The organism is Microbacterium sp. LMX7-1.2 (assembly GCF_040675935.1).
Classification (GTDB): Bacteria; Actinomycetota; Actinomycetes; order Actinomycetales; family Microbacteriaceae; genus Microbacterium.
In genome coordinates, this window is the sequence record NZ_JBEGIL010000001.1 from 3,039,207 (window position 1) to 3,062,714 (window position 23,508).

Here is a 23,508-nt window from a genome sequence, read left to right on the forward strand (position 1 = left end):
AGAAATGTCGAGGAAGGGAACCGGCGCGAGCCGGGCCTCAGCTGTCGAGCAGCGCCCGCACCTCCGCGGCGTCGCCGTGGCGGCCGAGGGCCTCGAGCACATCGCCGAGCTCCAGAGCCGCGACCTGCCGCAGGGGCGGATGCTCGGCGGCGTGCTCGATCGCGCTGCGGTAGACCGGCACGGCATCCGACGGACGCTCGTGCGCCGCGAGCAGGCGGGCCGAGAACAGCTCCGAGCCTCCGGCCGAGCCTGCATCCCCGATCCCGGCGAACGCGTCCGCGGCGGTGAGGGCCGCCGCGACGGCCTCGTCGATCCGCCCGAACGACGCGAGTGCGCGCCCCCGAGAGTCCTGCACGTCCGCGGCCAGCCACCCGGCCTCGTGCTCCTGCGCCAGCTGGGCGACCTCGTCGAGCAGCGCGAAAGCCCTCTCGTCCTGGCGCGCGCCATAGGCCTGCGCGAGGTTGTGCAGCACGTCGGCGCGAGCTCCGACGGCATCCGGTGCGGTGCGGACGATCTCGGAGGCCGCCTCCAGCGTCGCGATCGCCTCGTCGTGCTCCTCGAAGCGCGCCAGGATCTTGGCCCGCTCCGTGAGTACCACGGCCTGGTCTGCGGGCTCTCCGCCCTCGCCGAACAGCTCCGCCGCATAGCCGAACGCGCCGACCGCCTGCCCGAACTCCCCGGATGCCGCGAGAGCGCGTGCGAGCATCGACGCGGTCATCGCACGCGATGCCGCAGGCACCTCGTCCTCCTCCTCGCGCTGCAGCACCGTGCCGAACAGCTCGGCCGCTTCCTCGGCGTCGCCCTGCGCGAGCATGGCGCGCGCGAGACGGAAGTCCGCTCCGGCCCGGTCGCCGCCCTCCTGCGCGACGAATCGCGAGGTCACGCGGTAGCGCGACACGGCCTTCTCCGCATCGCCCGCGTCCTCCCACAGCGCGCCGGCGAGCAGGTGCGCCGCGCCGAGAGCCTGCGTCGCGCCGAGGCCGGCGAGCAGTCGGCAGGCCTCGTCGGCATCCGTGGCGCCGCCCACGAAGTCCTCGCCCCCGCCGCGCACCCGCGCGCGCGTCTGCAGCGCCTGCGCGCGATGTCCCTCGCTGAGGTCGTCCTGCGCGAGGAAGCGGTCGAGCAGTGCCGACGCCGCCTCGATGTCGCCCTTCTGCAGTACGGCGGTGATCGCGATCAGCGTGGTGGTGTTCGACAGGCGCGCATCCTCGGCCTCGGCGAAGGCGCGGGCCGCGATCTCGGCCATGTCCAGCGCGGCATCCGGCTCTTCGGCGTGCATGTGCATCGACGCACGGCTGATCGCCAGGTCGCCGCGCGACCACGCGGGGAGGGATGCCGCGGCGGCGAGTTCGTCTTCGAGCGCCGCGGCCGTCTCGGGGGTGCGCAGGCCGAAAGTCGCGAGCCCCAGGCGCTGCTCGAGGTCGGCCTGCTCGGGCTTCCCAGCGGCGCGGAGCGCCTCGATGCGGGCGGGGAGGATCTCGCGGGCCTCGTCGGCCCGATCCAGCGCGATGAGGATGCCGATGCGCATCGACAGCAGCTGCGAAAGCTTGGCGGGGTCTTCGACCTCGAGCGCCTTCGGCAGAGCCTCGAGCGTCTCGTGCTCGGCGCCGAACTGCGCGAGGTTCATGGCCCGCTCGAACCAGCCGTCGGCATCGGTCGGCGACGTCGCGTCGGTCGTCGCGACGAACGCGTCCGAGCGGATCGGCACGTCGTAGCTCGCGTCCTCCAGCGCACGGAGCCGTGCGAGGCTGCGGGCATGGCCGTCTGTGCCGTCGCGGCGGTCGAATTCGGCGCCGATGCGCTCGGCCGACGCCCACGCCGCCGCCGCGAGCGAGGCCGCGTCCCACGCGCCCTCGTGCGCGCCGAAGAACGCGACGAGAGCCGGGGCGTCCGCGCCCCGCACGGGCGTGTCGCCGTGCCCGACAGCGGTGACCCGGTCGAGCGCGACGGCGATCGCCCCGAGGGCGGCGAAGTGCGCGTCGACGTTCAGCCCGTCATGTGCGAGCCAGGCGATGTGACGCTCGACCATCGCAAGGGCGCGCGCTTCGTTGCCGGTGACGGCTGCGAACGCGATGTTGTTCGCGACGATGCGCAGGTTGTCGGCGTTGTCCTTCGCGAGCCGGTAGCTGCGCAGATGCGCGCTCTTCGCCTCGTCCAGCCGGCCGGCGCGCAGGTAGGGGAGGAGCGCGCGCGACAGGGCGTGCTCGGGCTCCTCGCCGCAGGAGAAGCCGCCCTCGAGCATCTCCTCCACGAGGCGGATCGCGTCGGCGTCCCTGTCGGTCTCCGCGAAGAATCCGGCGAACTGGCTGCGTCCGCACGCGTCGCAGTGGCTGTGCTCGTCGCGGGGCGTCGCCTCCAGCTGCACGCGCAGCGCCTCGGCGTCGTCCAGGCGTCCGGCATCCCAGGCGTCCTCGAAACGCGCCGTCAGGACGCCGCTCTGCCCGAGGCCCGCCGCGCGGTAGTGCGACTCCATGTCGTCGAGCACGGCAGCGATCTGCTCGACCGAGAACGCCGGCGAGGAGCGCAGCGCCGAGGCCATCCACTTGAACTGCCACATGAGGTCGGCGCCGCCGTACTCGAGGTCGGCGGGGAAGCGCTGCGGATCGGCATCGTGCCGGGCGAGGCACCACGCGAAGGAGTTCAGCATCACGTCGGTCGCGCCGCTCATGTTCGCGGACGCGGTCTGCCGCATGCGCGCCTCGTACTCGAGGCGCTCGTCGCCGAGCTCGACCGCCAACGCCACGGCATCCGCCACCAGAGCCTGCTCCGCGGGGCCCCACGGCGTGCGGTCGATCTCCTCGATCAGCTGCGCGAAGCGCTTCTTCGGACGTGCCATACGTGGTCCCTTCGGAGGATGCGGGTCAGACGGCGTCGCCGAAGGGGATCGCGTCCCCCTCGATGCCGGCCGAGAGCGAGACGAGGTCGGTGAGTGCCGAGGTCATGAGCGCACGGTCGGCATCGGTGAGCGGATGGTGTCCTGCCAGCAGCGCCTGGATGTAGAGCAGCTGCACGGTGCGGGAGAACACCGCGTCGTCCTGCACCCGCACGAGCGCCCGGACGACGCGGTTCGCCCAGTTGAGGCACAGGCGCGCGCTGAGGTCGTCGTCGCGCGAGGCGGAGACCGTCGCGTCGATGCGGTCGAGCACGCCGCCCCACAGCGACCCCGTGATGCCCTTGGTGCGCCCGCGGTCGATGCGGCGCAGCACCTCGGGGTCCGCGACGTACAGGGCGGCGAGCTCGGGCTGGTCGATCGAGCGCACGGTGACGGCGCACCCGGATGCCGCGAGCACCGCGCCCGCCCGCGACTCGAGAGCCACCGCGGCGTCGCGGTCGTCGAGAGGCGGCGGGTCGAGCCGGTCGAGCTCTCCGGTCACGTCGACCGCCTCGACCGTGACCTGCGGGTAGAGCTCTGGCAGCATCCGCACGAGGTCGGAGTCGTACAGGTAGCCGCCGTTCACCAGCACCTCGGATGCCGGGGAGATGCCGGCCACCTGGCGGAACTCGTCCACGGTCTGCGCGAACCGCACGTGGGGGTAGCGCTCGACGAGGTCGCCGATCCGCATCGTGCCGTGCGTGGTCTCGAGCGTGAGCCATCGCGTGATGAACCGCGCGAGCTCCTCGTCGTGGCGCACCAGGGACTTCAGCCCGACCTCGTGGATCGCGACGAACTGCGCGAGTCGGTGCGGTTCGCGCAGCCCGAGCTCGAGAACCCAGCGGCGGATGCCGGCGCCGAGCTGCTCGCGCACCCGTTCGAGCGAGGCGTCCTCGACGAGCGACTCGCGGCTCGCGGTGGGGGAGAGGCCTGTCGAGTCGATCACGGCGCGCACGAAGAACGCCCAGTCGGGGAGCACGTCGTCGACGCGCTCGCCCAGCAGCATCCGTCCGAGGTACATCCGGGTGGCCTGCCGCGCGCCGGGTGGGGGAGCGAAGGGGAGCACGTAGGCGAGGCCGCGCGTGCCGGTCGCCGGCTCGCTCAGCTCGATCACATCGAGCGGGGAGGCGCCGAGCAGGTCGCGCCCGTACTGCACGGCGGCATCCGGGTCGTCGCCGGGGTCGAGGAAGGGCGCGGTCCGCGTGAGGTCGACGTCGCCGCCCGGGGCGTCCAGCGTGACCCGCACCGGCAGGAACTCCGCGAAGGTCGTGGCGAGCTCGCGCACCACCGCCGCGCGGAGCAGCTCGTCGGCGTCGAAGCGCGGCACCAGGTGCACGCTCGTGCCGATCGGCAGGTCGTCGTCGATCTCGGTCACGCGGAACGTGCCGTCCGCGCTCCCCGTCCACTCGACGGCCGGGCCGCCGCGGGCGCTGCGGGAGCGGATGACGATCGTGTCCGCCACCATGAAGCAGCTGAGCAGTCCGATGCCGAATTGGCCGAGGTAGTCGCTGCGAGGCAGGTCGAAGATGTCGCGCTTGGAGCTGCGTCCGACGGTCGCGAGCAGGTCGGCGACCTCGGACGCGGTGAGGCCGACGCCGTCGTCGCGGAGCACGAACTCACCCGTGGCCTCGGAGAGGGGCGTGATGCGGATGCGACCGCCCTGCCCGTCGAGTTCGCGCCGCGCCGTGATCGCGTCCCGCGCGTTCTGCAGGAGTTCGCGGAGGTAGACGCGAGGGCTGGAGTAGATGTGCCGGCTGAGCAGATCGACGACTCCGCGCAGATCCACCTGGAACTGCTGCACGTCAGCGCTCACCGGCATCCCCTCCTGTTGCTCCGCCCGCCGAGCCTAGCAACTGCGCCGATGCCGCCGCCGGTTCGGCAGGGCGCGACGGATGCCGTATGCTGGACCAGCAGTTGTTGTCTGCATTCTTTCGCCGTGCCCCGGATCTCAGGACTCGGAACGGTGGCAGGATGGGACGACACCCCGAGGCCTCCAGGTCTCTAGGGCGGTAGCTCAATTGGCAGAGCAGCGGTCTCCAAAACCGCAGGTTGCAGGTTCGATTCCTGTCCGCCCTGCGCGTCAGTGCAACGCTGGCACACGAAAGGTACATTCAGGATGGATCAGGACGAACCGCGCGGCGAGGTCGTCGCGGCCGGCGCCACCCGCGAGAAGAGCGGCAACGCCTTCTCCCGGTTCTTCGGGGGCATCGCCCTGTTCTTCCGCCAGGTCATCGCAGAGCTTCGCAAGGTCGTCACGCCGACTCGCAAGGAGCTGGTCAAGTTCACCGCGGTGGTGCTCGTCTTCGTCATCATCGTCATGGGCATCGTCTACGGACTCGACACTCTGTTCGCATGGGTGACGCACATCGTGTTCGGGGTCCCCGACGCGTGATGCCCTGCGGCCCTGGCTGCAGTGATTGGAAAGAGACAACGTGTCTGAACGATATTCCGACGACGCCGACTGGGCGACCGCCGCAGAGCAGTCCAGCGAGGAGGACGAGGCCCAGGAGGGCAACGTCCTCGCCGCTGAAGAGCGCTCCGTGACGTCCGCCGAGCACGTCGCCCTCCACGTGGAGGACGAGGACGGCAGCGACGACGCCGGCGCAGACGACGACACCGACATCGAGATCGACGACCCGGAGGCTGACGCGATCGTGAACGACGCCCTCAATCTGGACGAAGCAGCGGAGTCCGAGGCTGCCGCAGAGGTCCTCAACGACGCCGTGGCGGAAGACACCGCGGAGCAGGCAGCCGAGGCGGCCGACGAGGTCACCCCGTACGACGGCCCGGACGTGAACGGCGAGGACGACCGTCCCGCCGCCGAGTCCGACGAGGACGCCGACGAGTCCGAGGAGGACCCGTACGAGGCGTTCCGCATGGACCTGCGGATGCTGCCGGGCAAGTGGTACGTCATCCACTCGTACGCGGGCTTCGAGCGCAAGGTCAAGGCGAACATCGAGCAGCGCAAGTCGACGCTCGAGGTCGAGGACGAGATCTACCAGATCGAGGTCCCGATGGAGGACGTCGTCGAGATCAAGAACGGCCAGCGCAAGATGGTCACGCGCGTGCGCATCCCCGGCTACGTGCTGGTGCGCATGGAGCTCACCGAGGACACCTGGTCGGTCGTCCGCCACACGCCCGGCGTCACCGGCTTCGTGGGCAACGCCCACAACCCGACGCCGCTGCGCTTCGAAGAGGCCTTCAACATGCTGAAGTCGCTCGTCGAGGTCAAGGACGTCCCGACCGCCAAGAACATCGCGGCCAAGGGCGGCGTCGCCGTCGCCCGTCCGCTGCCCGCCGAGGTCGACTTCGAGATCGGCGAGACCATCACGATCAAGGAGGGTTCGTTCGCGGGTCTTCCCGGTTCGATCAGCGAGATCAAGCCCGAGAGCGGCAAGCTCACGGTGCTCGTCTCCCTGTTCGAGCGCGAGACCCCCGTCGAGCTGTCGTTCGACCAGGTCACCAAGATGATCTGACGCTCCGCGTCGCACGAAGAGGCCGTCCCGCTGGGCGGCCTCTTCGCGTTCCCCCGGACGCACGAAAGATGGAGAACGTCGCGGAAAGCATCCGTTCCCGAGCGTTTTCCATCCATCGTCGCGTCGGGTAGACTGTTGTGGTTTGTGCGCCGCTTTCGCGTGCGCGCAGACGACCACGGTCCGGAGATGCCGGACCCGTGGGAGAAACGGATGCTCCGGCATCCGATTCGACGAAAGGAAAGAGAATGGCACCGAAGAAGAAGGTGACCGGCCTGATCAAGCTTCAGATCAACGCCGGTGCAGCCAACCCGGCGCCGCCGATCGGCCCCGCGCTCGGTCAGCATGGCGTCAACATCATGGAGTTCTGCAAGGCGTACAACGCCGCGACCGAGTCGCAGCGCGGCAACGTCATCCCCGTGGAGATCACCGTCTACGAGGACCGCAGCTTCACGTTCATCCTGAAGACCCCGCCGGCTGCGGAGCTCATCAAGAAGGCCGCCGGCGTGCCCAAGGGCTCGTCGACCCCGCACACCGTCAAGGTCGCGAAGATCACCAAGGACCAGGTCCGTCAGATCGCCGAGCAGAAGCAGGCCGACCTGAACGCGAACGACATCGAGGCCGCCTCGAAGATCATCGCCGGCACCGCCCGTTCCATGGGCATCACGGTCGAGGGCTGAGGAGAATAATCATGGCTACCAAGTCCAAGGCTTACAAGGCTGCCGCCGAGAAGATCGAGGCAGACCGTTTCTACACCCCGACCGAGGCTGTGACCCTCGCGAAGGAGACCGGCTCGTCGAAGTTCGACGCCACCGTCGAGGTCGCGCTCAAGCTCTCCGTCGACCCGCGCAAGGCGGACCAGATGGTGCGCGGCACCGTAATCCTCCCGCACGGCACCGGCAAGACCGCCCGCGTCATCGTGTTCGCCACCGGCCCCGCGGCCGAGGCTGCGATCGCCGCAGGTGCAGATGAGGTCGGCGGCGCCGAGCTCATCGAGAAGGTCGCCGGCGGCTGGACCGCGTTCGACGCGGCCGTCTCCACCCCGGAGCTCATGGGCCAGGTCGGTCGTCTCGGCAAGGTGCTCGGCCCGCGTGGTCTGATGCCGAACCCGAAGACCGGCACGGTGACCCCGAACACGGCCAAGGCCGTCGAGGACATCAAGGGCGGAAAGATCGAGTTCCGCGTCGACAAGCACGCCAACGTGCACTTCGTCGTCGGCAAGGCGTCGTTCTCGGCCGAGCAGCTCGACGAGAACATCAAGGCCGCTCTCGAGGAGATCGTCCGCCTGAAGCCGTCGAGCTCGAAGGGCCGTTACATCCAGAAGGGCGCCGTGTCGACCACGTTCGGCCCCGGCATCCCGCTGGACGTCAACGCCATCTGAGCATGACCCGTGGAAAGGCCCCCGCGCATCGCGCGGGGGCCTTTCTCGTTTCATGGCCCGCTCGCCGCGACATGCGACGTCATCTCGACTGGGATGCCGGTGCACAACGCGCGTAGGGTGAGGGAGTCCCGCGCGTCACAGCATCCGCGCCACCGCACCCCAGGAGGGTAACCCCATGTCCCGTCGCCTCATCGCCGTCACCGCTCTCGTCCTCGGCGCCGCCGCCCTCACCGCGTGCAGCGGCAGCACGGCCCCGGCAGAGTCCGAATCCTCGCAGGAGGCCGGGGACGACTACGGGCTCGTGACGGGCGGCACGCTCACGGTCGCCACCGAGGGCACCTACCGCCCCTTCAGCTTCCACGACGACAACGGCACCGGCCCGCTCACCGGTTTCGACGTCGAGATCATCCAGGCCGTCGCCGACAAGCTGGACCTGAAGGTCGAGTTCCAGGAGACGCAGTGGGACGCCATCTTCGCGGGACTGGATGCCGGCCGCTTCGACGTGATCGCGAACCAGGTCAGCATCAACGACGAGCGTGAGGAGAAGTACCTGTTCAGCACGCCGTACACGGTCTCGCCCGGCGTCATCGTCGTGAACGAGGACGACGACTCGATCTCGTCCTTCGCGGACCTCGCCGGCAAGACGACCGCGCAGTCGCTCACGAGCAATTGGTACGACCTCGCGACCGAGTCCGGTGCGAAGGTCGAGGGCGTCGAAGGGTGGGCGCAGGCCGTCGAGCTGCTGCGTCAGGGCCGTGTCGACGCGACCGTCAACGACAAGCTCACTTTCCTCGACTACGAGACGACCAACAAGGATTCGGGACTCAAGATCGCCGCCGAGACGGATGAGGCCGGCGAGCAGGCGTTCGTGTTCACGAAGGACAAGACCGCGCTCGTCGAGGCCGTCGACAAGGCCCTCGAGGAGCTGCGCGCCGACGGCACTCTCGCGAAGATCAGCGACAAGTACTTCGGCGAGGACGTCACCCAGTAACCGGGCGACGCCGCGACCCATGGACACTCCCTGGCTGCTGTTCCTCGACTCCCTCGGGCCGATCGCCCTGGCGGGGCTGACGGCGACCGTGCCGCTCGCGTTCGTGTCGTTCGCGCTCGGGCTCGTGATCGCGATCGTGGTCGCTCTGATGCGCATCTCGGTCAACCCGATCCTGTCGAACGTCGCCCGGTTCTACATTTCGGTGATCCGCGGCACGCCGATGCTCGTGCAGCTGTTCGTGATCTTCTACGGGCTGCCGTCGATCGGACTCAAGCTCGACCCCTGGCCGAGCGCCATCATCGCGCTGTCGCTCAACGTCGGCGGCTATGCGGCGGAGGTCGTGCGCGCCGCGATCCTCTCGGTGCCGAAGGGTCAGTGGGAGGCTGCCTACACCGTGGGCATGAACCGTACGCACACGCTGACGCGCATCATCCTGCCGCAGGCTGCGCGCGTGTCGGTGCCGCCGCTGTCGAACACGTTCATCTCGCTGGTGAAGGACACGTCGCTCGCCTCCCTCATCCTTGTGACCGAGCTTTTCAAGGTGGCGCAGCAGATCGCGGCGACGACCCTGCAGTTCATGACGATCTACCTCGCGGCCGCGCTCGTGTACTGGGTGTTCTGTCTCGTGCTGTCGTTCGGGCAGAGCGCCTTGGAGAGGAGGTTGGATCGCCATGTCGCCCACTGACCCCCGACCCGCAGGTGAGGCGCTGCTCGCCGCCCGCGGCCTGCACAAGAGCTTCGGCGACAACGAAGTGCTCCGCGGCATCGACGTGACCCTGCACCGCGGCGAGGTGGTGGTGCTGATCGGGCCCAGCGGTTCGGGCAAGACCACGGTGCTGCGCTCGCTCAACGGACTCGAGACGCCGGATGCCGGGACGCTGGAGGTATCCGGTGGGCCTGCGATCGACTTCGCGTCGTCGGGGCGCGGGAGCGCACGCGAGCAGAAGCAACGGCGCTACGCGCTGCGCGACCGCTCCGCGATGGTGTTCCAGCAGAACAACCTCTTCCCGCACCTGACCGTGCTCGAGAACGTGATCGAGGGGCCGTGGCGCGTGCAGAAGCGGCCGAAGGCCGAGGTCGTCGCCGAGGCGCGGACTCTGCTGGCCCGCGTCGGTCTCGCCGACAAGGAGGGCGCCCGCCCGCACGAGCTCTCGGGCGGACAGCAGCAGCGCGTCGGCATCGTGCGCGCACTCGCGTTGCGCCCCGACCTGCTCCTGTTCGACGAGCCGACCAGCGCGCTCGACCCCGAGCTCGTGGGAGAGGTGCTGCTCGTGATCAAGGAGCTCGCCGACGAGGGGTGGAGCATGGTCGTCGTCACCCATGAGCTGAGCTTCGCGCGCGAGGCCGCCGACCGGGTGATGTTCCTCGACGGCGGTGTGGTCGTCGAGGAGGGTCCGCCCGCGGAGATCTTCGGCGCACCGCGTCACGAGCGCACGCAGCGCTTCCTCACCCGCATCCTGCGCCCGCTCGAAGGCGACTGAGGGCGGCCCGGCGTCAGGCCAGGACCGGCAGCACGAGGCTGATCGCGAGCGCGATCATGACGACCGCGATGATGCCGTCGAGCATGCGCCAGGAGCGCTCGGTGCGCAGCCAGCGTCCGAGGAAGCGCGCCCCGAAGCCGAGGGCCGTGAACCACAGGATGCTGGCCGAGACCGCTCCCGCCGCGAACAGCCAGCGCTCCTCGCCGTGCGTCGCGGCGATCGATCCGAGCATCAGCACGGTGTCGAGGTACACGTGCGGGTTGAGCCAGGTCAGCGCGAGCACGGTGAGGAGCACGGGGGTCAGGCGGCTGCTCGTGCGCGTCGCTGTGGCGATCCCTCCGCCGAGCCTGTCGGCAGGCTCTTCATCGGCGGCCTCGACACGCAGCTCCTCGCCGCCGCGCCAGGCCCTGCGGGCCGCCAGCACGCCGTAGGTCGCCAGGAACAGCGCACCCGCCCACCGGGCGACGAGCACGAGCCAGGGCGCGGCCGAGATCACGAAGCCGAGTCCCGCGACGCCTGCGACGATCAGCACGGCGTCGGACACCGCGCAGACGATCACGACGGGCAGCACGTGCTCGCGGCGGATCCCCTGGCGCAGCACGAAAACGTTCTGCGCGCCGATCGCGACGATGAGGGAGAGGCCGAGTCCGAGACCCGAGAGAACCGAGAGCATGCGTTCACGCTAATTCGTGTCGATCATCAGCAACAGCGAGGATTCCTGATGAACCATTAGCATCGCTCATGTGAAGATCGATCCGGAACTCGCGGCCACGGTCGCCGCCGTCGCCGACGAGGGCACGCTCGACGCGGCCTCCCGCGTGCTCCGCATCACGCCCTCGGCCGTGAGTCAGCGACTCAAGGCGCTCGAGCAGCAGCTCGGGCGTGTGCTCGTCGTCCGCAGCAAGCCGGCACGGCTCACCGAGGCGGGCGAGGCCGTGGTGCGGCTCGCACGTCAGGTCGCCCTCCTCGAGCACGATGCGCTGGGCGGGCTCGGGCTCGACGGAGAGACGCCGCGGCCCCGCATCCCGCTGGCCGTGAACGCCGACTCGATGGCCACCTGGTTCCTCGCGCCGCTCGCCCGGCTGTCCGCCGCGCACGGCATCGACGTCGACCTGCACCGCGACGACCAGAACTTCACGGCACGGCTGCTCGAATCGGGCACGGTCATGGCGGCGGTGACGAGCGAGGCGACGCCGGTCGCCGGATGCTCCGTGTCGCCGCTCGGCGTGCTCGAGTACCGTGCGATGGCCGAGACCGGTTACGCCGAGCGCTGGTTCGCGGACGGCGTGACGCCGGAGGCGCTCGCGCTCGCGCCGTTCGTGGACTTCGACCGCCGGGACACGCTGCAGCACGAGTGGCTCGCGACGCGGGGCGTCGCGGCGCAGGGGATCCCGCGGCACTACGTCCCGGCATCCCACGATTACGCTCTCGCGGTGCGGCTCGGCCTCGGCTGGGGGATGGTGCCCCGGCTGCAGGACGACGGCGACCTCGTCGACCTCGGCGGCCCGCCACTGCGCGTCGCCCTGTTCTGGCAGCAGTGGAACCTGCGCTCGGAGCTCCTCGACGCGATCGCGGCCGAGGTCGCCGAAGAGGCACGCCGAGTGCTGTCCGGCTAGTCCTCGTCGCCCGGCGTCGCCCCCGAGCTCAGCGCGTGCAGCAGTCGGGTGAGGCTGTCGATGTCGGCGACGCTCCAGTCCGCGAGGTTGCGCATCAGCATCCCCTCCTGCGGTCCCCGGGCTTCGAGCAGCTTCGCCTCGCCGTGCGGAGTGAGGCTCAGAAGCGAGGAGCGGCCGTCGCTCGGATCGGCGGAGCGGCGGATGAGGTCGAGCTCCTCGAGGTCGCGCACGGTGCGGCTCAGTTGGCCCTTGTCGACGAGCATCCGCTCCGCCAACGCAGACGACGTGACGCTGCCGCAGCGCGCGATCGCCGTGAACGTCTTATAGGCGCCGGGGAGCATGCCGGGGCTCACGCGGTTCGCGTTGTCCATGATGAGGCGGCGGAAGTGGGTGATGAGCTCGCTGAACTCCGCCTCGAGGGCGCGGACCGCAGCGGTCCGCGCCCCCTCGGACGCTTCGACGTCAGCGGCCATCGGAATCGTCCGCCGCGCGGCGGACCACCGTCACGGAGCCGGTGCGCGGGGCGCCCGACAGTGCTTCGGCGTCGGAGAGCGCCACGTCAGCGGCATCCTCCACAGAGCCTCGATCCTTCGCGGCATCCGCCGTCGCGCGCTCGCTCGTCGTCATGCGCGTGAGCGGCTTGTTCGGCAGGAACAGGATCGCGATCAGGCTGATGATCGCGAGCGGGATGCCGATGAGGAACGCGTGCGAGATGGCCTGGGCGTAGAAGTCCTCGATGATCGAGCGCACGGGCTCGGGGAGCAGGCGCACCTCGGGCAGCGTTCCGCTGGAGAGCTGCGCCGCGACCTCGGCGCCCTTGTCGCCGAGCTGGGCGATCGCGGCGCCGAGCTTCTCCTTGCCGTCGGCGAAGAGGTTCGTCAGGGAGTTCGCGAGGACCGCGCCCATGACGGAGACGCCGACGGTGCCGCCCAGGCTGCGGAAGAACGTGACGCCGGCGCTCGCGACGCCCATCTCGGCGGGCTTCGCGACGTTCTGCACGATGAGCACGAGGTTCTGCATGGTCATGCCGACGCCCGCGCCGGTGAGGAACATGTAGATCGACACGAGCACGAAGTCCGTGTCGTAGTGCAGCGTCGACAGAAGGGTCGAGCCGGCGATCAGCAGCACGGATCCGAGGATGAGGTAGCCCTTCCACTTGCCGAAGCGCGTGACGAGCTGGCCGACGACCATCGACGAGATGAGGAGTCCGGCCATCATCGGCAGCGTCATCAGGCCGGCCTCGGTCGGCGAAGCGCCGCGGGACAGCTGCATGTACTGCGCGAGGTACACCGAGGTGCCGAACATCGCGACGCCGATCGAGATCGACGCGACGACCGACAGGGTGAAGGTGCGGCCGCGGAAGAGCGAGAGCGGGATGAGCGGCTCGCGCACCTTGAGCTCGACGACGATGAAAGCGATGGTCGCGAGGATCGCGCCGCCGACCATGAGGGCGGTCTCGGTGCTCCACCAGTCGAAGCTCGACCCGGCGTTCGTGACCCAGATCAGCAGCAGGGACACTGCGGACGACAGCAGCACGATGCCGAGGTAGTCGATGGATGCCTTGCGGGTGCGCTCGGTGCTGATGTGCAGGGTCTTCTGCAGGATGATCAGCGCCGCGACCGCGAACGGCAACGCGACGAAGAAGTTCCAGCGCCAGTTGATCGTGTCGGTGACCCAGCCGCCGAGCAGCGGGCCGCCGACCGTCGCGACGGCCATGACGGCGCCGAACAGTCCCATGTAACGGCCGCGCTCGCGCGGGCTGATGATGTCGGCCATGATGACCTGGCTGAGGGCTGCGAGCCCGCCGCCGCCGAGGCCCTGGATCGCGCGGAACAGGATGAGCATGTTGGTGTCCTGGGCGAAGCCGGCCGCGGCCGTCGCCCCCACGAAGATGATGATCGCGAGCTGGATGAGCAGCTTGCGGTTGAAGAGGTCGGCGAGCTTGCCCCAGATCGGCGTGGAGATGGCTGTCGTCAGCAGGGTGGAGGTGATGACCCAGGTGTATGCTGCCTGGTCGCCGCCGAGGTCGTGCACGATGACGGGCATCGACGTCGAGACGACTGTCGTCGCGATCATGGAGACGAACATGCCGAGCAGGAGGCCGGTCAGGGCCTCCAGCACCTGGCGGTGCGTCATCCGGGCGGGGGAGTCCGTGGTCATGCGGAGCCTTTCGTGATGCGCAGGAAGGGATGCTGCGACAGCTCTGGCGCATGCGAAGTAGTTGAACTTCGTCAACCATACGCCTGTGGTTGATTTTCGTCAACTAGTTCTGGTGCTCGGTCGTGGAGCGAGAAGAACGTGAAGAGGCTGAAGGGGCGTTCAATCGTTATGCTCGCACCTCTTGTGGCGTGGGAGCGCTTCCGCAAGGATTGCCGGAACGCATGGGAGCGCACCCACAGGGGTCGCAGACCTGATGCGCCCGTGCGACCGACAACGCATCCTGAGGGGGTTGCAGCATGGTTACGAAAGATCGGAAGCGGAAGACTCTGGCGGTTCTCGCCGGCGGACTGGTCCTCGGAGTGGGCGTCGCGGTCACTCTCGCTGCCTGGAACGACTCGGAGTTCGCGCAGGGCACGTTCACGTCCGGCTCGTTCAACCTGCAGGGCTCGGTGGCCGGCGACGTGGACGCCAGCTACAGCGACCACAACGTCGACACCGGCGGCACGGCCGCCACGCTCGCCTTCACTCTGCCCACCGGGCTTGTCGGCAACATGTCGCCGGGCGATGCGGTCTACGCCGGCTTCTGGGTGCGCCTCGCAGCCGGCACGACCACCGGTGCGAGCCTCTCGGCCAACGGCACGACGGCCGACCCCGCAGCAAGCTCCAACACCGGCAACCTCTCGTACCAGGTGTACCAACTGGCGCCGGGCGCCACATGCAACGCGGCATCCGCGACCGGCACCCCCGTCGCGAGCGGCGCCACCCTCGACGTACAGACGGGCGTGACGCCGATGACCCTGACGAAGGGCGCGAACGCCACGACCGCCGGCACCGCGGTGCAGCTGTGCTTCAAGGTGACGGCCGGCACAGCGCTCAAGCAGGGCCTCGCCACGACCGCGACCTGGAAGTTCACGGCGACGTCGACGACCTGAGTCCGACATGCAGACCCGCAGAGCCATGCGGGAGGCGAAGCAGCTCCGCTCCCGCCGGATCCGAGCCCTCCTCGCGGGAGGACTCGTGCTCGGCGTGGGGGCCGCGATGACCCTGGCCGCATGGAACGACTCCGAGTACGGGACGGCGACGTTCACCGCCGGGCGCTTCGACATCGTCGGAGCCACCGACGGCGCGACGTTCTCGAGCCACGCCTCGGCCGGTGCCGCCGCAGCGCTCAGCTTCACGGCCGCGCCCACCGCGATGGTGCCCGGCACGACGACGTACGCGCTGTTCAGCGTGAAGACCGCGAACCCGTCCGCCGCCGGCGCTCTGCAGTTGACGGCGGGGACGCCCGGGGGCACCGGACTCGCTCCGTACCTGACCTACGGTGTGCGGCTCGTCCCTACCGCCGCGACGCCGAGTCAGTCGTGCACTGCCGTGACCTACGCCGCCGCGTCGGCATCCACCAGCATCGTCGTCGCCGACGGCTCGGCACTCACGGTGAGCGGCGCGCCCACCACGACCGTCCCGCAGGCGGTCACGGCGAACGGCGGAACCCAGCTCAACTACTGCGTCGCCGTCACACTCCCCACGACCGCGGCCAACGGTGCGCAGGGGCTCACCATGACGCAGACGTGGCAGATCCAGGGGACGTCGTCGTAGCGGCGGCGGGAACCGGGGAGGAGCACGAGATGAGCACGCCGACGACGCGACGCAGCCTCAGGGAGCGCATGGATGCCGACGCCGCGCCGGCCACGGCATCCGCCCCGTCGGTGCGACAGCGGCGCATCGGGCGGATGCTCGGCGACGTCCTGCTGTGGATCGCGGCGCTCGGCGGGGTCGTGTGCATCGTGCTCGTGATCCTCGCGTTCACGGCGCACATCACCCTCATCATGTTCTCCACGGGCTCGATGTCGCCCACGATCCCCGCGGGGTCCGTCGCGGTGGTGCAGCGCGTGCCGGCTGCCGAGGTCAAGGTCGGGGACGTGGTCACGGTCGATCGTCCGGGCGAGCTGCCCATCACGCACCGCGTCACGTCGATCACCGGCGGCGAGTCGTCGGCCGAGCGCGTGATCACGATGCGGGGTGACGCGAACGCCGCGGACGACCCGTTCCCGTACTCGGTGACCTCGGTGCGGATCGTGCTGTTCTCGGTCCCGGGCATCGCGACCGTGATCGCCGGGATGGGGAACCCTCTCGTGCTCGGCGGTCTGACCGCTGCGGCGACCGTGCTCGTCGTGTGGGCGTTCTGGCCGCGCTCGACCGGACGAGGGGAGGCCGAAGTCATATGAAGGTCCCCCGACTGCTCGTCTGTGCCGCCGCCCTCGCTGTCGGGCTCGTCGCCGTCTCGGTCGGTGCCCCTCCGGCCTGGGCGGCGCCGACGACAGAGGTCGTCCAGGGGCAGATCCTGCGGCTGGTGTCGGTCGCCGACTGGGATGCCGCCTCGAGCCTCCTCCCCGGGGAGCGCGTGCGGTGGGACGTCGCGGTCAGTGCGGACGCTCCCGATCCCGGCCGGGTCGCGCTCGCGGTGAGTGCGAGCGGGAATGCGCCCGTGCTCGTCGACGCCGAGCTGTGCATGCGGCCATGGGAGGGGAGCGGATGTCCGGGCGGGGCCACCGCGCTCGAGTCGGCATGGGACATCCCGCGCGACGGTTCCGAGATCGCGCTGGCGGAGTTCGCCTCGGAGGAGACCGCGTACCTGCGACTGTGGGTCGCACTGGATCCGGCGGGCGCGAGCGACGACGGCACGATCACGGACATCCGCGTCCACGCACGCGGCGCGGGGGAGAGCGTGGTCGCCGGGTCCGACGGGCTGCTCCCCGCGACGGGTGGCTCCGCGACGCCGTGGGCGATCGGAGCCGGAGCCGCGCTCGCCGCGATCGGCGCCGGTCTGTTCGCCCTGCGCTCGCGTGGTGGTGCGCGGGCGAGCGCGACTGACACGCAGGGCACGTCGCGGGCGAGGGGCCGGCCGTGAGCGCCTCTCGGGCCCCGGCGGTTCCGATGGGCAGGAGGCTGCTCGTCGGCATCCTCGGTCTGTCGCTGTTCGCCGGGGTCGGGCTGCTCGGCGCCGCGAGGGTGACCGAGGCGCGCTTCACCGACGTCGAGTTCACGGCGTCCGGCACGTTCACGGCGTTCACGGTGCCGGTGCCGACGATCACGGCATGCACGGTCGCGCTCAACGGGTTGGGCATCTTCCAGAGCGTCACGCTCGTGTGGACCTCGCCGTATCCCGCTAACGGCGTCCGCCTCACGCTCACGCAGGGCACGACGACCGCGGTGGTCCCGGCCGCGAACATCACGACGACGGGCCCGACGGGCGGCCTCTACACGCACACCGCCGTGCTCTCGCAGGGTCTGCTCGCGAGCCTGATCGCGAATCTGCTCGGCAGCACCACGACCATGACGGTGAACAACCTGCTGTCGGGCACGTCGTGGACCTCGACGGGAGCGACGAGGCAGCTCGCCGTCGGAGCGCTCGGCATCGGAGGGTCCTGCACCTGAGGACGGCGGGGTGCGTGCGGATCGCGCGCGTGGATGGTGCGCGCGGGGGTCAGTCCGCGAGAGCCAGCGCCCGGAAGGCGTCGCGCTCGCGGAGGTGCTCGCGACGGCTCGTCACCGCCGACGGCATCCGGGCGGGGATCTGCTGACCGGTCGTACGCCGGTACAGCTCGTCGATCAGGTCGGTGGCGAGGCCGACGAGCTTCGCGATCTCGCGCTCGTCGCGGTCGATCCACACGCAGCGCGGCTCGTCGTGCACGGGGGCGAAGTTGACGTGCTCCTCCCACACGAACAGGGTGCGCTCGGCGCCGAGCACATGCTGCTGCCACCACACCTGACGCAGGTAGGTGCGGGGGATACCGCGGAACGCCTTGTTCGTGGTCTTGATCTCGGCGAGCTGCACGCGTCCGCCCGCGTCGACCGCGATGCCGTCGGGGGTCGCGAGGTGCCGGTGCTCGACCTCGGCCCGGAACAGCGCCGACGAGGGCATGATGCCGTGCGTGGCGGCCACCCAGGCGGCGATCTCGGGCTCGCGGCGTCGACCGTGATCCGTGTAGGCGTTGCCACCGAAGCGGGGCCCGCCGCCGAGCTTGGAGTCCGCCGCGCGGGCGATCGACTTCTCGCTCGTGAGCCCTGCGACATCGGTCGCCGTGATGCCACGCGACCTCGCCCGCATCCACGCCACGCGGTCGCGGGAGTCCGCCACGATGCGCGCTTGGAGTTCCGGGGTCACCCTTCGACCCTAACCCCGCCCGCCGACGCTCCCGCCCTCCCACGCCGCCGTGCCCCGCCCCGCATCCCCGCCCGGTTCCGCCCGGCCCCGCCGACACGCCTCGCCTCGCCCCGTCCCGCATCCTTCCCTCTTTCGCCGACGCCCCTGCCCACCTACGACGCCCCTGATGAACTACGTGACTGAGCAGGGGCGTCGGAGCTGAGCAGGGGCTTCGGCATCGGGCGATCTCTCCTGCACAACTGCTCGAGGGGCCGCATCCGGTCGGCTCGGCTGTGAAGAAGCGCTGTGCGGTCGTACGTCGCGGGACGATCGGCGGATGCCGAGGAACATCGACGCCGCCACCGCCCGCGCATTGCTGCAGACGCGGGACGACCTTCGACGCAGCGGATGCACCGAGCGCGACATCGAACGGCTGGTGCGGGACCGAGTGGTCAGGCGTGTGCGCAACGGGCGCCACCTATCGGCCGACGAGTGGAACGGGCTCTGGAACGAGGGGCGCCACCTCGTCGAGGTCGTCGCCACCCACCTCAACTCGGATGCACCGGGCCCGGTGTTCTGGGGGCCGTCGGCGGCGGTGCTGCACGGTCTGCCGCTGTACCGGCTCGCGCCGAAGCAGGTCCACACCGCGATCATCGACGCGCGCCACGGGCGCACGTGCGCCGGCGTCGTGTGGCACAACGTCGAGGTCGTCTCATCGGACATCGTGGAGATCGATGGCATCCGGTGTACCTCGCTCGACCGCACCGGGCTCGACCTCGGCCGCGCCACGGCAGCAGGTGTCGCCGTCTCCGCCGCGGATGCGGCACTGCGGAGCGAGGCGGTGTCGGGGCACGTGCAGGATGCCGACGCTGCCGCGGCATGGGCCGGCCGGATGTCGGCACGAGCCGAGCGTTCGCACGGTCGCGGAGTCAGGCAGGCTCGCAGGATCATCGAGTTCGCCGACGGAAGGGCCCAACTCCCCGGAGAGAGCGTGAGCCGTCTGCAGCTCGCCCGACTCGGATTCGCCAGGCCGCAACTCCAGGTGAATGTCGTGGGGCCGTCGGGGGAGGACTACTGGCTGGATTTCGGATTCCCTCGGGCGCAGTGCTTCGGCGAGTTCGACGGCGCAGGGAAGTACCTCGACGACGAGGTGCGTGGCGAACGAACGGCCGAGGAGGTTGTGATGGCCGAGAAGAGGCGCGAGGATGCCGTGCGCGGTGTCACCGGGTGGAGAACGGTGCGCTGGGGTTCGTCGCACATCCTGTCGACGGATGCCTTCGGGGCGACGCTCGCCGCGTTCGGCATCCGCCCGCCGGGGTGAGTCCTTCGCCGACGCCCCTGTTCGGCTCCGACGCCCCCGCTCATTCGCGTCAACCAGATGGGGCGTCGGCGCCCAGATGGGGCGTCGGCGGGGAGGGGCGCGGATTTGGGGGATGACTGAGCGTGAGGTAGAGTTGTCGCAACCGAAGACCGCTGGTCATCGTGCGTGTGCGAACACGCAGGATCGAAGCTCTGCTCAGCAGGGGCCCGCGCAGGACACGAACTTCCCGAAGCTCCGTGCGCTTGCGCCGGAGCTTTTCTGTTGCGTGCGGTCCAGGTCGGCGCCTCACCGCCGTGAGGCGCCTCGTACACACCAAGGAGTGACCATGGCGCAGAAGGATGCATCGGTCGCCGAGCTCACGAAGTCATTCGAGGACTCGACTGCCGTTCTGCTGACCGAGTACCGCGGTCTGACGGTTGCCCAGCTCAAGGAGCTGCGCAACAGCATCCGTCAGGACGCTGAGTACGCCGTGGTGAAGAACACGCTGACCAAGATCGCCGCCAACAAGGCCGGCATCACCGCGCTGGACGCGGACCTCAAGGGTCCGTCGGCTGTCGCGTTCGTGCACGGTGACTTCGTCGCCACTGCCAAGGCTCTTCGTGACTTCGCCAAGGCCAACCCGCTTCTCGTGATCAAGGCCGGCATCTTCGAGGGCAACGCCCTCACCGCCGACGAGGTCAACAAGTACGCCTCGCTCGAGAGCCGTGAGGTTCTGCTGGCGAAGGCTGCGGGCATGATGAAGGCGACGATGGGCAAGGCTGCCGCCACCATCGACGCGCTTCGCGAAAAGCTCGAGACCGCCGAGGCCGCGTAAGCGTCCGACGTTCTCGTACAACAACCCCATCTATCTAGGAGATACATCATGGCGAAGCTTTCCACCGAGGAGCTGCTCGAGCAGTTCGCTGGCCTGACCCTCGTCGAGCTCAACGACTTCGTGAAGGCGTTCGAGGAGAAGTTCGAGGTCACCGCTGCTGCACCCGTCGCCGTCGCCGGCGCCGGTGGCGCTGGTGCTGCTGAAGAGGTTGAGGAGAAGGACTCCTTCGACGTCATCCTCGAGGCTGCTGGCGACAAGAAGATCCAGGTCATCAAGGCCGTCCGCGAGCTCACCTCGCTCGGCCTCGGCGAGGCCAAGGCTGTCGTCGACGGCGCTCCGAAGGCCGTCCTCGAGGGCGCGAACAAGGAGACCGCCGACAAGGCGAAGGCCGCTCTCGAAGAGGCCGGCGCGACGGTCACCCTCAAGTAATCCCGTCCGGGTCGCGGCACACGCCGCTGCCTGAACGTCTGCGAAAGCCCCGGGCTCCGGTCCGGGGCTTTCGTGCGTCCGGATCCGGATGCGGGCGCACCTCCGGATCCGGATGCGGGTGCGGGCGCGGGTGCGGGTGCGGGTGCGGATGCCGCCCCAGGATGACCCGCGGGATCAGCGCGGCGCCGCGGTGGAGCTGCGCACGACGAGCACGGATGCCGTCACGATGCGTTCGAGCGGAGCATCCGGTTCGTCCATCCGCTGCTGCAGCAGCCGCACGGCCTCGTGCCCCTGGTCGCGCGGCGACTGCTTGATGGTCGTGAGGGCGAACATCTCGGCGTGCTGGTGGTCGTCGACTCCGACGATGCTGAGTTCGGTCGGCACCGCGATGCCGAGCCGGCGCGCGGCGATCATGGCCCCGATCGCGGCCTCGTCGCAGACCCCGACCACCGCGCTGGGTCGTCCCCGTCGGTCGCCGAGCAGCTCGACCGCTGCGGCGTAGCCGCCGGGCATGGTGGGCGGCGAGTCCGCGATGCGAGCGCGGTCGGCGAGTCCGGCCGCGGTCAGCGCCTCGCGGTACCCGTCGATGCGGCGCGCGTCGCCGAAGCTCAGGGACGCGGCGTCGTTCGATCCGCCGACGAAGGCGATGTCGCGGTGCCCCAGCTCGATCAGGTGCTCGGTCGCGAGGCGGGCGGCAGCGACGTCGTCGATCGACACCGCGCTCGATCCCTCGCTGTAGGGCCCGACGCTGACGAGCGGCCGTTCGGAGCGGTGCAGGCGCTCGAGCTCCTGCGCGCTGGGTTGGATGCCGACGGCGATGATGCCGTCGAAGCGTCGTCCCGGGAGGACGACGTCGAACAGCCGCTCGCGGGTCTCGGTGCCCTCGCGGATGCCGTAGAGCGCGAGCTCGTAGTCGAGGTCGAAGAGCGACTCCTGGATGCCGGCGAGCAACTCGGAGAAGAACCAGCGGTCCACCGGCGGCATGATGACGCCGACCGTCCCGGTGCGTCCGGTCGCGAGGCTCGTGGCGGAGGAGTGGGCGACGTAGGCGAGCTCGTCCGCGGCATCCGCGACCCGCCGCCGAGTGTCCTCCGAGACGTAGCCGCGTCCGGTGAGGGCGCGGCTCGCGGTCGCCTTGGACACGCCGGCACGTGCCGCGACGTCCGCGATCGTGCTCATCGGTCCTCCTCGACCAGGCGCTCGCGTGCTCGACCCTGTGCACGCCGAAGTCATCGTAGCCGTTCGGATGGAGGAAGGGAACCGGTTCCACACGATTGCTGTGGGATCGCTCCCATAGCACATGTCGAGCCGGGATGAATGGTTGCACGCTTGTGATACTCGCTTGTTGTGCCGGGGTGCCACGCGCCGGTAGGTTGTCCTGGAATCGGTTCCCGATCCGCGCCGAGGGGCGGCGCGATCAGCAGGGAGTCGTGAAACTCGAAGAGGAGAATTCACATGGGTCTGTCACAGCGTTCTCGGCGTTACGCGCCGATCGCCCTCCTGGGTGTCGCGGGCATCGCGCTCGCGGGCTGCGGTGCTCCGGGCGCCCCCGGCGGCGGCAGCGGCGGCGGAGGCGGGGACAACACCGTCACGATCTACGGCACCATCGTCGACTCCGAGGCGGAGCTCCTCCAGGAGTCCTGGAAGGACTGGGCCGAGGAGAACGACATCACCATCAAGTACGAGGGCAGCCAGGACTTCGAGACGCAGCTCGGCACCCGCGCACAGGGTGGCAACCCGCCGGACATCGCGATCTTCCCGCAGCCGGGTCTGTTCGCCGACTTCGCGAAGCGCGACTTCCTGAAGCCCGCGCCCGAAGAGGTCGAGAAGAACGCCAACGAGTACTGGACCGAGGACTGGGTCAACTACGGAACGGTCGACGACACCTTCTACGGCGCTCCGCTCATGGCCAACGTCAAGGGCTGGATCTGGTACTCCCCGGCGAAGTTCGCCGAGTGGGGCGTCGAGGTCCCGACCACGCTCGACGAGATGCAGGCGCTGACCGACACGATCCAGGCCAAGACCGGCGGTCCCGCCTGGTGCGCCGGCTTCGAGTCCGGCACCGCGACCGGCTGGCCGGGAACGGACTGGGTCGAGGACTACGTCCTGCGCCAGGCCGGTCCTGATGTCTACGACCAGTGGGTGACCAACGAGATCCCGTTCACCGACCCGCAGATCAAGACCGCGTTCGACTCCGTCGGCGAGATCCTGCTCAACCCGGCCAACGTGAACGCGGGCTTCGGCGACGTGCGCTCGATCAACTCGACCGCGTTCGGCGACGTCGCCCCGGCTCTCGCCGGCGGCACCTGCGCGCTGACCCACCAGGCGTCGTTCCTGTCGGGCTTCTTCCCCGAGGGCACCAACATCGCCGAGGACGGCGACGTGTGGGCGTTCATGCTCCCGGGCGAGAGCGCAGACGACAAGGCCGTCACCGGTGCCGGCGAGATCGTCGGAGCGTTCAGCGACTCCGAGGCCACGCAGAAGGTGCTCGCGTACCTGTCCAGCCCCGAGTGGGCGAACAGCCGCGTGAGCCTCGGCGGCGTCACGTCGGCTAACAACGGGCTCGACCCGGCGAACGCGAAGGACCCGATCCTCCAGGAGACCATCAAGATCCTGCAGGACCCGGACACCACGTTCCGCTTCGACGCATCCGACCTGATGCCCGGTGCCGTCGGCGCCGGAACCTTCTGGAAGGGCATCGTCGCCTGGGTCAACGGCACCTCGACCGACGAGGTCCTGACGCAGATCGAGACCGGCTGGCCGTCCAGCTGATCGGATGAGGAGGGCCGCCCCTTTCCGGGGCGGCCCTCTTGTCCAGAACGGTCG

Annotated in this window: 24 protein-coding genes and 1 tRNA gene; 18 read left to right on the plus strand and 7 right to left on the minus strand. The window is 69.8% G+C overall.

Going from position 1 to position 23,508, the window contains the following annotated elements; all coding sequences use genetic code 11:
* Window positions 1-37: 37 nt before the first annotated feature.
* Window positions 38-2,836, minus strand: coding sequence for a tetratricopeptide repeat protein (locus MRBLMX7_RS14895; protein ID WP_363369646.1), 2,799 nt, complete (start codon window positions 2,834-2,836; stop codon window positions 38-40).
* Between the two features lie 25 nt (window positions 2,837-2,861).
* Window positions 2,862-4,691, minus strand: coding sequence for an HSP90 family protein (locus MRBLMX7_RS14900; RefSeq protein WP_363369648.1), 1,830 nt, complete (start codon window positions 4,689-4,691; stop codon window positions 2,862-2,864).
* Between the two features lie 184 nt (window positions 4,692-4,875).
* On the opposite strand from MRBLMX7_RS14900, the gene MRBLMX7_RS14905 reads away from it, so the two are divergent.
* The 8 genes from MRBLMX7_RS14905 (at window position 4,876) to MRBLMX7_RS14940 (ending at window position 10,198) form a co-directional block, all read left to right on the plus strand.
* Window positions 4,876-4,948: transfer RNA gene (locus tag MRBLMX7_RS14905), tRNA-Trp, on the plus strand.
* 40 nt (window positions 4,949-4,988) lie between these two features.
* A complete protein-coding gene (gene secE / locus MRBLMX7_RS14910; RefSeq protein ID WP_050722548.1) occupies window positions 4,989-5,264 on the plus strand; it encodes a preprotein translocase subunit SecE in 276 nt (91 codons plus the stop codon).
* Between the two features lie 40 nt (window positions 5,265-5,304).
* Window positions 5,305-6,348 (plus strand): transcription termination/antitermination protein NusG, encoded by a 1,044-nt coding sequence (gene nusG, locus MRBLMX7_RS14915; RefSeq protein WP_050722549.1) that lies wholly within the window; start codon window positions 5,305-5,307, stop codon window positions 6,346-6,348.
* Between the two features lie 245 nt (window positions 6,349-6,593).
* On the plus strand, window positions 6,594-7,025 hold the full coding sequence (gene rplK, locus MRBLMX7_RS14920; RefSeq protein ID WP_050722550.1) for a 50S ribosomal protein L11: 432 nt from the start codon (window positions 6,594-6,596) through the stop codon (window positions 7,023-7,025).
* Between the two features lie 11 nt (window positions 7,026-7,036).
* Window positions 7,037-7,726: a 50S ribosomal protein L1 gene (gene rplA, locus MRBLMX7_RS14925; protein WP_050722551.1), complete on the plus strand. Its 690-nt coding sequence runs from the start codon at window positions 7,037-7,039 to the stop codon at window positions 7,724-7,726.
* A 175-nt stretch (window positions 7,727-7,901) separates the two neighbouring features.
* Window positions 7,902-8,717, plus strand: a complete 816-nt coding sequence (locus MRBLMX7_RS14930; protein ID WP_363369652.1) for an amino acid ABC transporter substrate-binding protein — start codon at window positions 7,902-7,904, stop codon at window positions 8,715-8,717.
* Between the two features lie 19 nt (window positions 8,718-8,736).
* Entirely contained in the window at window positions 8,737-9,402 is a 666-nt protein-coding gene (locus MRBLMX7_RS14935; RefSeq protein ID WP_363369654.1) for an amino acid ABC transporter permease, read from the plus strand.
* Window positions 9,389-10,198, plus strand: coding sequence for an amino acid ABC transporter ATP-binding protein (locus tag MRBLMX7_RS14940; RefSeq protein ID WP_363369656.1), 810 nt, complete (start codon window positions 9,389-9,391; stop codon window positions 10,196-10,198). The genes MRBLMX7_RS14935 and MRBLMX7_RS14940 overlap by 14 nt, the downstream gene beginning before the upstream one ends.
* Before the next feature lie 13 nt (window positions 10,199-10,211).
* Here MRBLMX7_RS14940 and lysE read toward each other — a convergent pair whose 3' ends face one another.
* Window positions 10,212-10,871 carry an L-lysine exporter gene (gene lysE, locus MRBLMX7_RS14945; RefSeq protein WP_363369658.1) on the minus strand — a complete coding sequence of 220 codons (660 nt, stop codon included), beginning with the start codon at window positions 10,869-10,871 and terminating at the stop codon, window positions 10,212-10,214.
* Window positions 10,872-10,941: 70 nt separating this feature from the next.
* Here lysE and MRBLMX7_RS14950 point away from each other — a divergent pair, with 70 nt between their 5' ends.
* On the plus strand, window positions 10,942-11,814 hold the full coding sequence (locus tag MRBLMX7_RS14950) for a LysR family transcriptional regulator ArgP (protein ID WP_363369660.1): 873 nt from the start codon (window positions 10,942-10,944) through the stop codon (window positions 11,812-11,814).
* On the opposite strand, the gene MRBLMX7_RS14955 is transcribed toward MRBLMX7_RS14950, so the two are convergent.
* Window positions 11,811-12,287 (minus strand): MarR family winged helix-turn-helix transcriptional regulator, encoded by a 477-nt coding sequence (locus tag MRBLMX7_RS14955; RefSeq protein WP_363369662.1) that lies wholly within the window; start codon window positions 12,285-12,287, stop codon window positions 11,811-11,813. The two genes, MRBLMX7_RS14950 and MRBLMX7_RS14955, sit on opposite strands and share 4 nt — an antisense overlap.
* A complete protein-coding gene (locus tag MRBLMX7_RS14960; RefSeq protein ID WP_363369664.1) occupies window positions 12,277-13,974 on the minus strand; it encodes an MDR family MFS transporter in 1,698 nt (565 codons plus the stop codon). Before MRBLMX7_RS14960 ends, MRBLMX7_RS14955 begins: the two co-directional genes overlap by 11 nt.
* A 296-nt stretch (window positions 13,975-14,270) precedes the next feature.
* Between MRBLMX7_RS14960 and MRBLMX7_RS14965 the strand changes: the two genes are divergently transcribed.
* Genes MRBLMX7_RS14965 through MRBLMX7_RS14985 form a run of 5 tightly spaced genes read left to right on the plus strand, consistent with a single transcriptional unit; the run spans window position 14,271 to window position 17,409 of the window.
* A complete protein-coding gene (locus tag MRBLMX7_RS14965; protein ID WP_363369666.1) occupies window positions 14,271-14,906 on the plus strand; it encodes a SipW-dependent-type signal peptide-containing protein in 636 nt (211 codons plus the stop codon).
* A gap of 7 nt (window positions 14,907-14,913) precedes the next feature.
* Window positions 14,914-15,570, plus strand: coding sequence for a SipW-dependent-type signal peptide-containing protein (locus MRBLMX7_RS14970; protein WP_363369668.1), 657 nt, complete (start codon window positions 14,914-14,916; stop codon window positions 15,568-15,570).
* Window positions 15,571-15,599: 29 nt separating this feature from the next.
* Entirely contained in the window at window positions 15,600-16,199 is a 600-nt protein-coding gene (locus tag MRBLMX7_RS14975; RefSeq protein WP_363369670.1) for a signal peptidase I, read from the plus strand.
* Window positions 16,196-16,882 carry an LPXTG cell wall anchor domain-containing protein gene (locus tag MRBLMX7_RS14980; protein WP_363369672.1) on the plus strand — a complete coding sequence of 229 codons (687 nt, stop codon included), beginning with the start codon at window positions 16,196-16,198 and terminating at the stop codon, window positions 16,880-16,882. Before MRBLMX7_RS14975 ends, MRBLMX7_RS14980 begins: the two co-directional genes overlap by 4 nt.
* Entirely contained in the window at window positions 16,879-17,409 is a 531-nt protein-coding gene (locus MRBLMX7_RS14985; protein ID WP_363369674.1) for a hypothetical protein, read from the plus strand. Before MRBLMX7_RS14980 ends, MRBLMX7_RS14985 begins: the two co-directional genes overlap by 4 nt.
* A gap of 49 nt (window positions 17,410-17,458) precedes the next feature.
* Here MRBLMX7_RS14985 and MRBLMX7_RS14990 read toward each other — a convergent pair whose 3' ends face one another.
* On the minus strand, window positions 17,459-18,139 hold the full coding sequence (locus tag MRBLMX7_RS14990) for a YqaJ viral recombinase family protein (RefSeq protein ID WP_363369675.1): 681 nt from the start codon (window positions 18,137-18,139) through the stop codon (window positions 17,459-17,461).
* Between the two features lie 316 nt (window positions 18,140-18,455).
* Between MRBLMX7_RS14990 and MRBLMX7_RS14995 the strand changes: the two genes are divergently transcribed.
* The 3 genes from MRBLMX7_RS14995 (at window position 18,456) to rplL (ending at window position 20,682) form a co-directional block, all read left to right on the plus strand.
* Window positions 18,456-19,439, plus strand: coding sequence for a hypothetical protein (locus MRBLMX7_RS14995; RefSeq protein WP_363369677.1), 984 nt, complete (start codon window positions 18,456-18,458; stop codon window positions 19,437-19,439).
* A 325-nt stretch (window positions 19,440-19,764) separates the two neighbouring features.
* Entirely contained in the window at window positions 19,765-20,253 is a 489-nt protein-coding gene (gene rplJ, locus MRBLMX7_RS15000) for a 50S ribosomal protein L10 (protein WP_050722566.1), read from the plus strand.
* A gap of 48 nt (window positions 20,254-20,301) precedes the next feature.
* Window positions 20,302-20,682, plus strand: a complete 381-nt coding sequence (gene rplL / locus MRBLMX7_RS15005) for a 50S ribosomal protein L7/L12 (protein WP_050722567.1) — start codon at window positions 20,302-20,304, stop codon at window positions 20,680-20,682.
* A gap of 174 nt (window positions 20,683-20,856) precedes the next feature.
* Here rplL and MRBLMX7_RS15010 read toward each other — a convergent pair whose 3' ends face one another.
* The gene (locus MRBLMX7_RS15010) at window positions 20,857-21,861 is read right to left on the minus strand and encodes a LacI family DNA-binding transcriptional regulator (protein ID WP_363369680.1); all 1,005 of its coding nucleotides are present in this window, start codon (window positions 21,859-21,861) and stop codon (window positions 20,857-20,859) included.
* A 276-nt stretch (window positions 21,862-22,137) separates the two neighbouring features.
* On the opposite strand from MRBLMX7_RS15010, the gene MRBLMX7_RS15015 reads away from it, so the two are divergent.
* Window positions 22,138-23,454 (plus strand): ABC transporter substrate-binding protein, encoded by a 1,317-nt coding sequence (locus MRBLMX7_RS15015; RefSeq protein ID WP_050722569.1) that lies wholly within the window; start codon window positions 22,138-22,140, stop codon window positions 23,452-23,454.
* Window positions 23,455-23,508 lie beyond the last annotated feature (54 nt).

Coding starts and splice junctions, on each gene's coding strand:
- MRBLMX7_RS14895 (WP_363369646.1), bottom strand. CDS start 2,836: ATGGCACGTCCGAAGAAGCGCTTCGCGCAGCTGATCGAGGAGATCGAC.
- MRBLMX7_RS14900 (WP_363369648.1), bottom strand. CDS start 4,691: ATGCCGGTGAGCGCTGACGTGCAGCAGTTCCAGGTGGATCTGCGCGGA.
- secE (WP_050722548.1), top strand. CDS start 4,989: ATGGATCAGGACGAACCGCGCGGCGAGGTCGTCGCGGCCGGCGCCACC.
- rplK (WP_050722550.1), top strand. CDS start 6,594: ATGGCACCGAAGAAGAAGGTGACCGGCCTGATCAAGCTTCAGATCAAC.
- rplA (WP_050722551.1), top strand. CDS start 7,037: ATGGCTACCAAGTCCAAGGCTTACAAGGCTGCCGCCGAGAAGATCGAG.
- MRBLMX7_RS14930 (WP_363369652.1), top strand. CDS start 7,902: ATGTCCCGTCGCCTCATCGCCGTCACCGCTCTCGTCCTCGGCGCCGCC.
- MRBLMX7_RS14935 (WP_363369654.1), top strand. CDS start 8,737: ATGGACACTCCCTGGCTGCTGTTCCTCGACTCCCTCGGGCCGATCGCC.
- MRBLMX7_RS14940 (WP_363369656.1), top strand. CDS start 9,389: ATGTCGCCCACTGACCCCCGACCCGCAGGTGAGGCGCTGCTCGCCGCC.
- lysE (WP_363369658.1), bottom strand. CDS start 10,871: ATGCTCTCGGTTCTCTCGGGTCTCGGACTCGGCCTCTCCCTCATCGTC.
- MRBLMX7_RS14955 (WP_363369662.1), bottom strand. CDS start 12,287: ATGGCCGCTGACGTCGAAGCGTCCGAGGGGGCGCGGACCGCTGCGGTC.
- MRBLMX7_RS14960 (WP_363369664.1), bottom strand. CDS start 13,974: ATGACCACGGACTCCCCCGCCCGGATGACGCACCGCCAGGTGCTGGAG.
- MRBLMX7_RS14965 (WP_363369666.1), top strand. CDS start 14,271: ATGGTTACGAAAGATCGGAAGCGGAAGACTCTGGCGGTTCTCGCCGGC.
- MRBLMX7_RS14970 (WP_363369668.1), top strand. CDS start 14,914: ATGCAGACCCGCAGAGCCATGCGGGAGGCGAAGCAGCTCCGCTCCCGC.
- MRBLMX7_RS14975 (WP_363369670.1), top strand. CDS start 15,600: ATGAGCACGCCGACGACGCGACGCAGCCTCAGGGAGCGCATGGATGCC.
- MRBLMX7_RS14980 (WP_363369672.1), top strand. CDS start 16,196: ATGAAGGTCCCCCGACTGCTCGTCTGTGCCGCCGCCCTCGCTGTCGGG.
- MRBLMX7_RS14995 (WP_363369677.1), top strand. CDS start 18,456: ATGCCGAGGAACATCGACGCCGCCACCGCCCGCGCATTGCTGCAGACG.
- rplJ (WP_050722566.1), top strand. CDS start 19,765: ATGGCGCAGAAGGATGCATCGGTCGCCGAGCTCACGAAGTCATTCGAG.
- rplL (WP_050722567.1), top strand. CDS start 20,302: ATGGCGAAGCTTTCCACCGAGGAGCTGCTCGAGCAGTTCGCTGGCCTG.
- MRBLMX7_RS15010 (WP_363369680.1), bottom strand. CDS start 21,861: ATGAGCACGATCGCGGACGTCGCGGCACGTGCCGGCGTGTCCAAGGCG.
- MRBLMX7_RS15015 (WP_050722569.1), top strand. CDS start 22,138: ATGGGTCTGTCACAGCGTTCTCGGCGTTACGCGCCGATCGCCCTCCTG.